9 protein-coding genes are annotated in these 10,450 nt (G+C 69.9%); 5 read left to right on the top strand and 4 right to left on the bottom strand.

Annotation, left to right across the window (positions count from 1 at the left end; all coding sequences use genetic code 11):
• Positions 1 to 392 (bottom strand): M24 family metallopeptidase (locus Q0C41_RS26505; RefSeq protein WP_291989135.1); only part of this gene is annotated, 392 nt, incomplete at its 3' end.
• A 229-nt stretch (positions 393 to 621) separates the two neighbouring features.
• Here Q0C41_RS26505 and Q0C41_RS26500 point away from each other — a divergent pair.
• From Q0C41_RS26500 to Q0C41_RS26490, 3 genes are read left to right on the top strand one after another with little or no spacing between them, the layout of a single operon-like run.
• Complete coding sequence (locus Q0C41_RS26500; RefSeq protein WP_291989134.1) at positions 622 to 1,530, top strand: dihydrodipicolinate synthase family protein; 909 nt, start codon at positions 622 to 624, stop codon at positions 1,528 to 1,530.
• Positions 1,515 to 2,309 (top strand): SDR family oxidoreductase, encoded by a 795-nt coding sequence (locus Q0C41_RS26495; RefSeq protein WP_291989132.1) that lies wholly within the window; start codon positions 1,515 to 1,517, stop codon positions 2,307 to 2,309. Before Q0C41_RS26500 ends, Q0C41_RS26495 begins: the two co-directional genes overlap by 16 nt.
• A 12-nt stretch (positions 2,310 to 2,321) precedes the next feature.
• Positions 2,322 to 3,257: a proline dehydrogenase family protein gene (locus Q0C41_RS26490; RefSeq protein ID WP_291989130.1), complete on the top strand. Its 936-nt coding sequence runs from the start codon at positions 2,322 to 2,324 to the stop codon at positions 3,255 to 3,257.
• A 54-nt stretch (positions 3,258 to 3,311) separates the two neighbouring features.
• On the opposite strand, the gene Q0C41_RS26485 is transcribed toward Q0C41_RS26490, so the two are convergent.
• Positions 3,312 to 4,100: a sterol desaturase family protein gene (locus tag Q0C41_RS26485; RefSeq protein ID WP_291989129.1), complete on the bottom strand. Its 789-nt coding sequence runs from the start codon at positions 4,098 to 4,100 to the stop codon at positions 3,312 to 3,314.
• A 116-nt stretch (positions 4,101 to 4,216) separates the two neighbouring features.
• On the opposite strand from Q0C41_RS26485, the gene Q0C41_RS26480 reads away from it, so the two are divergent.
• Positions 4,217 to 5,599, top strand: coding sequence for a Gfo/Idh/MocA family oxidoreductase (locus Q0C41_RS26480; RefSeq protein WP_291989127.1), 1,383 nt, complete (start codon positions 4,217 to 4,219; stop codon positions 5,597 to 5,599).
• Between the two features lie 106 nt (positions 5,600 to 5,705).
• Positions 5,706 to 6,590 carry a metallophosphoesterase gene (locus tag Q0C41_RS26475; RefSeq protein WP_291989124.1) on the top strand — a complete coding sequence of 295 codons (885 nt, stop codon included), beginning with the start codon at positions 5,706 to 5,708 and terminating at the stop codon, positions 6,588 to 6,590.
• 129 nt (positions 6,591 to 6,719) lie between these two features.
• Here Q0C41_RS26475 and Q0C41_RS26470 read toward each other — a convergent pair whose 3' ends face one another.
• Both Q0C41_RS26470 and Q0C41_RS26465 read right to left on the bottom strand, forming a co-directional pair.
• Positions 6,720 to 9,125, bottom strand: coding sequence for a VWA domain-containing protein (locus Q0C41_RS26470; protein WP_291989122.1), 2,406 nt, complete (start codon positions 9,123 to 9,125; stop codon positions 6,720 to 6,722).
• A 49-nt stretch (positions 9,126 to 9,174) separates the two neighbouring features.
• Positions 9,175 to 10,450, bottom strand: a 1,276-nt coding sequence (locus tag Q0C41_RS26465) for a VWA domain-containing protein (protein WP_291989120.1), incomplete at its 5' end; no start/stop codon positions are given.

Genomic DNA, 10,450 nt, shown 5'->3' with positions numbered 1-10,450 from the left:
GACGCGAGAGCGCGTTCGGCCGACTGGGCGAGGCGACGGCCCCGCGAGGTCGACGGCTCGACGGGCACGGTGATGGCCCCATCGGCGATGAAGCCGTCCAGTTGCGGCGTCACGTCGATCTTGACCAGATCGCCGGCCCGCAGGCGCGTGCGGGTCGGCAAGCCGTGGACCACGGCGTCGTTGACGCTGATGAACGCCGCGCAGGGGGCGTCATAGACCACGACCGGCGCGGCGCGTGCCCCATGACGCCGGAGGATGTCGGCGCCGACGGCCTCGATGTCGGCCGGGGTCGCGCCGGGGACCACGGCCTCGCGCATCGCGGCAAGGGCGTCGGCCACCACCCGGCCGGCACGCTGCATGCCGGCAAGCTCGTCCTGGGTCGTGATGGACATGGGTCGACGATATCACTGCGTCGCGAGACGGGTAGGGCCCGCTCTCCGAGCGGGCCGTCACAGGTCGTGGTCTGGATGGTGATGGCGGTCTGACGATGACGGCCGGCTCGGAGAGCCGGCCCTACCCTGTTCCTTTCCCCTTCGGCATTCGGCATTCGGCGTTCGGCATTTCTTTGATACCGTTCTTCAGCTTCCGCCGTCGCGGGGCACACAGAGGAGCGAGACGCACGTGCAGGGAGTGTTTTCGGTACTCGCCACGCCGTTCAGGCAGGGCGCCGACGTGGATGTGGAGAGCTTGCGGCGGTACGTCGAGCACTTCATCGGGGCGGGCGTGACGGGGTTCACGGCCCTGGGGGTCCTCGGCGAGGCCGCACGCCTCACCGAGCGCGAGCGCGCGCTGGTGCTCGACACGGTGCTCACCCAGGTCAACGGGCGCGTTCCGGTCGTGGTCGGGACCACCACCGAAGGGCTGCACACCTGCCTCGAACTGAGCAAGGCCGCCCAGCAGGCCGGCGCGACGGCCGTGATGGTGAGCCCCCCGCGGGCGCCGAAGCTGAACTCGGCCAGCGTGAAGGCCCATTTCGCCGCCCTCGCCGACGCACTGACGATCCCGATCGTCATCCAGGATTTCCCGCCCGTGTCGGGCTTCACGATGGAAGCCTCGCTGCTCGTGCAGATTGCCCGGGAGATCCCCGCGGCGCGCACCATCAAGCTCGAGGACCCGCCGACGCCCCTCAAGACGGCCCGTCTCCTCGACGCGGCCGGCGACATGCCCCTGACCATCTTCGGTGGCCTGGGCGGCGTCTACCTGCTCGAGGAGTTGATGGCCGGGTCGGCTGGGGCCATGACCGGCTTCGCCTTCCCCGAGATCCTCGTCGGCATCGTCAGCCGCTGGCATGCCGGCGACACGGAAGGAGCCGCCGACCTGTTCTACAAGACCGTGCCGCTCATGCGTCTCGAGTTCCAGGAAGGCATCGGCATGGCCGTGCGCAAGGAGGTGCTCAAGCGTCGTGGTCTCATCGCCGACGCCTCCACGCGGGCACCCGGCGCCACCATCGACCCCGGCACGAAGGCGGCGCTCGACCGCTTGATCACGTGGACCGCCGCACAGGAAGGACTCGCATGGATCTCGGCTTGACGGGCAAGGTGGCGATGGTGGGTGGTGCGAGCCGCGGGCTGGGCCTGGCGGTGGCGCGCGCACTGGTGGCCGAGGGCGCGCAGGTCTCCATCGCCTCGCGCGATGCGCTCCGCATCGATGCGGCCGCCGCCGCGCTGCGCGAAGGCACGCCCGGCGCGCAGGTGCTGGCGGTGCCAGCCGACCTGCGGACGGCCGACGACATCACGACGTGGCACGAGGCGACGCTGGAACGCTTCGGCGGCGTGGACCTGCTGTTCGTGAACACCGGTGGGCCGCCGCCCGGGCCGGTGCTGTCCTTCGACGACCACGCGTGGCAGCAGGCCGTCGACCTGCTGCTGCTGAGCGCCATTCGCATGGTGCGGCTCGCGGTGCCGGTGATGGCCTCACGCGGTGGCGGCAGCATCCTGATGACGACGTCGTCGGCCGTCAAGGAGCCAATTCCCAACCTCGCGCTGTCCAACGTGGTGCGGGCCAGCGTGTCGGCGCTGGTGAAGACGCTGTCGAACGAACTGGCGCCCCAGCGCATCCGGGTCAACAACCTGGTGCCTGGCCGGATTGACACCGACCGTGTGCGGGAACTGGACGAGGGCCGGGCGAAAGCGGCGAGCATCAGTCTCGAGGAACAGCGCACCCGCATGGAAGCGACCATTCCGCTCGGCCGCTACGGCGCCCCCGACGAATTCGGCAAGGCCGCGGCCTTCCTGCTGTCGGACGCGTCGGCCTACACGACCGGAGCCATCGTGCAGATCGACGGTGGCCTGCTCAAGGGCGTCTGGTAAGGAGCGACGAACATGCATCCTGTGCGCAGCCTGCTGCTCGCCGCGTCCGAGAACCGGTGGATGCGGGCCAACGCCACTACCCTGCCGGTCTTCCGCAAGGCCGTGAAACGCTTCATGCCCGGCGAGCGGCTGGACGACGCCCTCGAGGCGGCCGACACGCTGCGCCGGCAGGATCGCATCGCCACGATCTTCACGCGCCTCGGCGAGAACGTCACCGAGATGGCCGAAGCCGACGCCGTCACCGAGCACTACCTCGAGGCGTACGGCCGCATCGCCCAGGCCGGCCTCGACACCCAGATCTCGGTCAAGCTGACGCAACTCGGCCTCGACATCGACCCGGCGCGGTGTCGCGACCACGTCCGGCGACTGGCGGCCCGCGCGGCGGAACAGGGGGCGATCCTCTACATCGACATGGAGCAGCATCCCTATGTCGATGCCACGCTGGCGCTGTATCACGCCGTGCTCGCCGAGTACCCCAACGTCGGCGTGTGCCTGCAGGCGTACCTGTATCGCACCGCGAAGGATCTCGAGGCCATCATCGGGGCCGGTGGGGCCGTGCGCCTCGTGAAGGGCGCCTACAAGGAACCTGCGAGCGTCGCCTTCCCGAAGAAGGTGGACGTCGACGCCAACTACCTCTCGCTGGCGAAGGCGATGATCGGCGAACCGGCACGGACCCGCGGCTTCCGCGCCGTGTTCGGCACCCACGACGTGTCGATCATCGATGCGATCCAGCAGCACGCCAAGGCCACCGGCGTGCCCAACGACGCCTGCGAGTTCGCGTTGCTCTACGGCATCCAGCGCAGCGTGCAGCAGCAACTCGGGCGCGACGGCTACGGGCTGCGCGTGCTGATCAGCTACGGCGAGTACTGGTTCCCGTGGTACATGCGGCGCCTGGCCGAGCGCCCCGCCAACGTCTGGTTCGTCGCTCGCACGATGTTTGCCAGGTAGTCGGAAACCGGGAACCGGGCACCGGCAACCGGGCCACGGCGGCTGACGTCTGGTTCAGGCGTCCTTGAACGGTTGCACCAGCAGGCGGTCGAGTCGCTGGTCGTCGGCACTGCGGAAGTGCGAGACGCCGAGGGTCATCGTCTCGTGCGGCTCGGTCGGCTGGTCGCGGTAGGTGCCGAAGAGGCGGTCCCACCACGGCACGTTGAAGCCGTAGTTGTGGTCGGCCTCCCGGCGGTCTACCGAGTGATGCACGCGATGCATGTCCGGCGTGACGACGAGCAGGCGCAGGACGCGGTCCACCGGCGCCGGCAGGGCGAGGTTGGCGTGGTTGAACATCGACGTCGCGTTCAGCAGCACCTCGAACAGGATCACCGCACCGACCGGGGCGCCGATGGCGACGGTCGCGATCCCCTTCAGTCCCAGTGACAGCAGATACTCGAGCGGATGGAATCGCACGCCTGTCGTGACGTCCACATCGACGTCGGCGTGGTGCACCCGATGCAAGGGCCAGAGCCACGGCACCTTGTGCATGGCCACGTGCTGGGCATAGACGAGCAGGTCGAGCACGACGATGCTGCCGACCCAGGCGACGGCCGTCGGCTGCGGCCACGCGTGGAGGAGGCCCCAGCCGCGTGATTCGGCCAGCACGGCCGCCGTCACCGCCCCGGCCGGCGCAGCCACGCGCATGGCGACGGCGCCGATCCCGACCAGCGCCAGATTGCCGGGCCACCGACGCCCGCGGTGCAGCTCGCGCCGCCGCTTCGGCCGGAGGGCCTCGGCCAGTGCCATCCCGCCCAGCACGCCCACGAACACCGCCAACCGGATTGCCGCCTCGCCCGTCATCGTCCTCCCAGAGTATGCTGTGCGCGTTCCCCGACTCCGTGCCGGCGTCTTGCCAGTGCCCGCCGACACCCCGTCGGGCATGGCTTCCTTACCGTACGACGCTCACGGAGAGTCCCATGACCCGCCAACCCTCGCGGCGACGCTTTCTCGCCCATTCCGCGGCTGGTGCCGCAGCCACCCTCGGCGCCGCGGCCAGCGGCGCGTCCGTGCTCTCCGCGCAGTCGCAGGACCGCGTGGCCGGGGCCAACCGGCGCGTCCGGGTCGGACTCATCGGCTGCGGCGGCATGGGCAACAGCGACCTCCGCGACATGCTCAAGGCCGGGGCCCAGTTGGTGGCGCTGTGCGACGTCGACGACCGCCAGGTGACCAAGACCGCCGCCAGCATGGCGAAGATGTTCAACCAGACCGCCGAGCTGACGACGCGGGATTTCCGCAAGGTCCTCGATCGCAAGGACATCGACGCCGTGATCGTCGGCACCCCGGACCACTGGCACGCGCTGCCGACGGTGATGGCCTGCCAGGCCGGCAAGGACGTGTACGTCGAGAAGCCGCTCGCCCTGACCATCGGTGAAGGCCGCGTGATGGTGGATGCCGCCCGCACGCACGGCCGCGTCGTGCAGATGGGCACGCAGCAGCGCAGCGCGAAACATTTCGCCGACGCCGTGGCCTACGTCAAGAGCGGCGCGCTCGGCAAGATTCGCCTCGTGAAGACCTGGGCCTACCAGGACTGGATGGGCAACATCCCGCACAAGCCGGATGGCGCCGCCCCCGCCGAGGTCGACTACGACATGTGGCTCGGGCCCGCGAAGCAGCGGCCGTACAACGAGAACCGCTTCCACTTCAACTTCCGCTGGTACTACGACTACTCCGGTGGACTGATGACCGACTGGGGCGCCCACATGATCGACATCGCCAACTGGGGCATGAACGTCAAGGCCCCGAAGGCGGCGATGTCGGTCGGCGGCAAGTTCGGCTTCCCGGACGATGCCGAGGAGACGCCGGACACGCAGCAGGCCCTGTGGGAGTGCGACGGCTTCTCGATGGTCTGGGAGCATGCCACGGCGATCGGCCAGGGCCCCTACATGCGGGATCACGGCGTGGCGTTCCACGGCAACAACGGCGTGCTCGTCGTCGATCGTGGCGGCTGGGAAGTGCTGCCGGAGACCGAGACGGTCAAGGGCAAGAAGTCGTACCGCATGGCCGGCGAGCCGCGCAAGGGGACGGGCGGCGAAGACTCGCACCTCAAGCACGTGCAGGATTTCCTCGACTGCATGGACACGCGCAAGGCGCCGCGATCGGACGTCGAGGTCGGCCACAACTCGATGATCGCCTGCCATCTCGCCAACATCGCCTTCCGCCTGAACCGCCGGGTCCAGTGGGATGTCGACGCGGAGCGCTTCGTCGGCGACGAGGACGCCCAGCGCCTCGTGATGCCCCAGTACCGCGCGCCGTGGGCGCTCCCGAAGATCAGCAAGCCCACGTCGTCGGCCTCACGCTAGACGGACGGGCGCCCCTGCCCGGGGCGCCCCCTCCGCCCCTGGCCTGGTGAACGACCGCGCGTCGCGGACACACCGCTGTCGCCGGAATGGCGTATAAAGCGGGGCTATGCCGCTGCTGCTCAGTCCCTCGCCCACTCGTCGCCAGTTCCTCGCCGCTGCCGGGACCGCCGCCGTCAGCCTGACGTTTGCGCCCCGCGCCCGCGCCCAGGGTGGCACGAGTCCACTTCGTCTCGCGCTGCTGTCGGACACGCACATCCCTGCCGACGCGACGGAGACGTACCGGGGCTTCTCCCCCGTCGAGAATCTGACGAAGGTGGTGCCGCAGGTGGTGGCCGCCAACATCGACGGCACGCTGCTCGGTGGCGACCTCGCGCGCCTGAAGGGGTTGCCCGAGGACTACGCGCGGCTCAAGGGCCTGCTCGCGCCAGTGATGGCCAAGGGGCCCGTGGGCATGGTGCTCGGCAACCACGACCATCGCGCCAACTTCTTCGAGGCGTTTCCGGCCCTCAAGCCGGCGACGGCCGTCGTTGCGAACAAGCACACCGCTACGCGAGAGGCCGGCGGGTTGCGCTTCGTGCTGCTGGACTCACTGCTGGCTCCGGACGTCACCCCCGGCCAGCTCGGCAACGCCCAGCGCGCGTGGCTCGCGAAGGAACTGAGCGCGTCCGCGCAGCCGACGGTGATCCTCGTCCACCACACGCTGGGCACGAACGACGGCGAACTGATGGACGCCGACCGCCTGTTCGATGTGCTGCGTCCGCACCGCCACGTCAAGGCGATCGTCTACGGCCACTCGCACAAGTACGAGGTGATCGAGCGCGAGGGACGACAGCTCATCAACCTCCCCGCCGTCGGCTACAACTTCAACGACAACGAACCGGTCGGCTGGGTCGAGTCGGTGTGGACCAGCGAGGGCGTCGACCTGACGCTGCGCGCCATCGGCGGCAACCAGTCCGCCAACGGCCAGACCACCTCGGTGCACTGGGAGTGAAAGGACGTGAGAGGACGGAGGAGAGAGGAAGGAGGACGGAGGTAGGACGGAGGTCAGAGGATGGAGGTAAGTTGAAAGGCGTCGCCTCGGTCCTGCTTCGCACCTTTGACCTCTGACCTCCGTCCTACCTCATTCCTTACTCCTCGGTCCTCCGTCCTCATCGGGGGGGACGCGCGCGAATCTGACGCGTCCCTCGGCCTGGGTCAGTCCCAGCACGACGAAGGGGCGGACTGGATCCGCGGCAGGGAGCCCCGCCATCGGCTCGGTGGTCCACTCGACGACCACGCCACCGGGCTCGGTGGTCACGCGGGCGACGCGGGGCGTCGCGGGCGGGCCGTCCTCGGCGACGATGGCGACCAGCGTGACGCGGGAGAAGTCGATGTCGGGCGCCGGCTGCCGGGTCGGGAGGGCGAGCCAGAAGGCCTTCCAGTCGCGCTCGGTGCGAATGACCTGCGGGCCGCGCACCTCGTGCCTGGTGAACGGGCCGTGCGCGACCGGCAGCGGGGTCACGGGCTGCCCCGTCGGCAGCGCCGCCCGACTGCCAGGGAGCGCCGGCGTGATGGTCAGCGGGATCGCATGCGTCAGCGTCCCCTTCCCTGTCGGGCGTCGCGCCTCGACGACCATCGTGTAGGCGCCTGGTGCGAGGTCGTCGGTGGTCAGCACGCCCGTCGCCCGACGATGCACGGGACTGGCGGCAGGGTCGAGCCCGGCCTCCTGCTCGCGCACCGTGGTGCCCGCCGCGTCGATGAGTCGCCCGCGGACGCTGGCGCGCCCCTCCTTCACGGTGTCCCCGGCGATTTCCACCTGGTAGGCCAGCGGATGACCGGCCACGAACGTGCGCGCCAGCGTGGGTCGTACACCAGCGGCGTCCTCGCCCAGCAACGTCGGAACACCGAGCGACAGGTCGTCTGCTGGAGCCTGCATGTCGACCGCGTGCAGGAGCAGGCCTGTCCGCCGGCCGTCGGGCGTGGAAGCGGCGATCCGCAACTGGTGCGCGCCGCGCGCCAGCATCAGCGTGATGCTGCCTTCCCACGGCGCGCCTGTCGACGGCCGGGTCATGGCGAACCGCTCGACGACGGCGACCGTGCCCGTGTCGTCGGCGGCCAGCACCAGCAGGTCCATGGTCGACGCGTCGAGTGTCGCATCGTCGTCCACCCGGACGGTCAGCAGGACCCGTCCGGGCCCGTCCGAGGTGAATTGCGGTGCCGCATGCGCCTGCAGCGTCAGGGTGCCGAACGGCACGCCGCCCTGGATCACCTCGCGCAGTCGCGCGGTGATGACGTCGGCTGACGGCGATAGCGGGGCGGGCCGCCTGTCACCGGGCGTTACCACGAAACTGCGGCGCGCCGACACCTTCGCGCCGCGCCGCTTCACCTTGACCTCGATCTTGTGCGAGCCCGCGACCGCCGAGGCGGCGGACTCGTACGCCAGCACGTAGGCCGACAGGTTCTGCGTCACGATCTCGCTGGCGAGCTTCTCCACGTTGTTGGCGTTCTGGATCCAGCGTCCACCCGTGTCGCGCGCGACCTGGGTGAGTGGCACCCCCACCATGTCGTCGGTGTTGAGGTCCATGGTCGAACCGCCGCGGCCGCCGAACTGCGTGTCGGCGGTGCCCGCGCGCATGCGTCCACCGGTCCGGCGGTCGTTGTACACCGGCCGGCCGTCGCTCGGCGCGACGTTCTCCCTGGGGTCGATGGCGTAGACGGTCACGTCGCCGCGGAGCAGGCGCTGCAGGCCCGCCGACTGCGCGGCGCGATTGCGTTCGGGGTCGAGGGGCGACACCCCCATGTCCGTGACGAACCAGAGCAGCACCTTGCGACGGGATCCGGTTCTGGCGAAGAGCTCACCGACGGCCTCGAGCGCATGCGCACGGCGCGCGGCACGGGTCGGATCGAGGCAATCGGGCGAGTCCGCGCCGCCACTGCACGGCGTGTCGACCCAACTCGCCCCGGCCGCGCCCGGCGTGGGCGTCAGGTACTGGCCGCGGAAAGCCTTGACGCGCTCGACGTGCGTCGCGGTCGGGCGTCCGAGCGTGATGAGCGCGCCCCCTTCACCGCTCGTCGTGACGACGCTGACCAGAGCATCGGGCGGGATGGCCCCCAGGACGCCGAGGCCGGCACGGATGGCACGATGCGAGTCGTAGGCGCTGACGTTGAGGTCGTCGAGCAGGAGCACGAAGGCTGGCGCGTCGGCCAGATCGCGGTTGGTGACCACCTCGTCGAGGCGGGCCCCGGCCAGCGACGGAGGAAGGACGGGCGGCCGCCGGGTCGCAGCGGCCGCGGCGGTCGTGGAGAGGAACCGCGCCGACACGATCGGTCGGCGCACGCCATCTTCGAGCACCTCGAAGTCGTCCGTCGTCAGGTCGGCGACGGGCCTGTCGCCGTCGCCGGTGACGACGGCCGAGACTTCGACGAGGGACACCTCGGCCCGGAACGTGGGCCGCTCGGGCGTCGGCTGTACCGGCGGCGTCTGCTGCGCAGTGAGGACGACGACCGGTAGTGCCGACAGCAGGAGCGAGGCGATCGCGCCCCTCATCCCTCGGCCCTCCGTCCTACCTCCGTCCTCATTCCTCTCTCCTCCGTCCTTACTCCTGACTCCCGCCGGCCGCCATCAGCTTCTTCGCTTCGGGATCGATGAAGGCCGTCGGCTTCGGTGTCTGGCTGAGGGCGAGGAGGGCGTCGGCATTGGAGGTTCTGCCGGGCTCGACGGTGACGTCGAGGTACATCGAGCCACCGCGGCCCGACTGCTGGTGCACCGTGGCGACGCGAATCTGGTGCGCCCCCGGGGCCAGGTCGATGCACCAGATGGACCGCACCCCGAGTTCGCCGAGCATCTGCACCTGCGCGGGTCCCACCTTGAGTTCCGCCGTCTTCTGCGTGGCGTTGGCCATCTTGCCGTTGCCGTCGATGCTCAGGATGGCCTGTTCGAGGCCGACCCGATCGCCGTCGAGGCCATCGACCAGCGGCCCACCCGCGGTCTCGGTGACCACCGCATAGCGCATCTTGCCCTTGACCTCACCGAGGGCGATCATCTGCACGACCATCGGCAGCGCATCGACCGGGACGATGCCCGACAGCAGCGTGCGCATCGAGGGCGACAGGCTCGACGGCACCTTCTGCGCTTCGCGGTTGGCCGGCGGCGGCATGTACCCCTTGCGGGCGTAGACCTTGACGCCCGGGCGCGTCACCCGCACCTCGATGGGACGGATCTTCGTGCCCTTCACTTCCTTGTCGGGCTCGTAGCCGATGACGTAGTAATCGCTGGCGTCACGGAGCACCCGATCCACCGCACCTGACAGGTCGTTGCCGTCGATGAGCGACACGCCGCCCGTCAGGGCCGCGAGATCGCGGAGCTGATTCTTGGCCTGGAGGAACTGCGTGATGACGTTCGAGAGATCCTCCTGCGCGACTTCGCGGCCACCGAAGCCGCGGGTGTTGCCTTCGCTCGCCGTGTCGACCTGACGGGTGAAACCCTCGATCAGGCGATCGGTCGGCAGGTCCAGGCCGGCCGGGTTCATCGGGTAGATGGCCAGGTCGGCGACCGAGGCGGCCGCCAGGGCATCCAGCATGGCGCCGGTCGTGTCGCCACTCAGCGAGGCCGACGAGGTGATCGACCCGCCCACTGACGACCCCTCGGTGAGGAACACCAGCGACTTGCGACGACCGCCGACCTCACGCACGGCATTGGCGATGCGCGCGATGGCCTCGTAGGCGTCTTCGAGCCGCATGCCCCGCTGCTGCTCGGAGGCCGCCAGACCGGGGGTCCGCATGCCCTGGAGCAGCGGGTTGGAGAAGGTCTGCGGCGTCTGCCGCATCTCGAGGGTCGGGTCCGGCAGGCGCAGGCCGCCAAAGGACTCGACG

Source organism: Luteitalea sp. (assembly GCF_022842525.1).
Taxonomy (GTDB): Bacteria; Acidobacteriota; Vicinamibacteria; order Vicinamibacterales; family Vicinamibacteraceae; genus Luteitalea.
The sequence above is the reverse complement of the archived record's forward strand: the minus strand, read 5'-3'. Positions and strand labels throughout refer to the sequence as shown.

Bases quoted from the DNA above. Each gene is read 5' to 3' on its own strand.
- Q0C41_RS26470 (WP_291989122.1), bottom strand. From the start codon at position 9,125: ATGAGGGGCGCGATCGCCTCGCTCCTGCTGTCGGCACTACCGGTCGTC.
- Q0C41_RS26475 (WP_291989124.1), top strand. From the start codon at position 5,706: ATGCCGCTGCTGCTCAGTCCCTCGCCCACTCGTCGCCAGTTCCTCGCC.
- Q0C41_RS26480 (WP_291989127.1), top strand. From the start codon at position 4,217: ATGACCCGCCAACCCTCGCGGCGACGCTTTCTCGCCCATTCCGCGGCT.
- Q0C41_RS26485 (WP_291989129.1), bottom strand. From the start codon at position 4,100: ATGACGGGCGAGGCGGCAATCCGGTTGGCGGTGTTCGTGGGCGTGCTG.
- Q0C41_RS26490 (WP_291989130.1), top strand. From the start codon at position 2,322: ATGCATCCTGTGCGCAGCCTGCTGCTCGCCGCGTCCGAGAACCGGTGG.
- Q0C41_RS26495 (WP_291989132.1), top strand. From the start codon at position 1,515: ATGGATCTCGGCTTGACGGGCAAGGTGGCGATGGTGGGTGGTGCGAGC.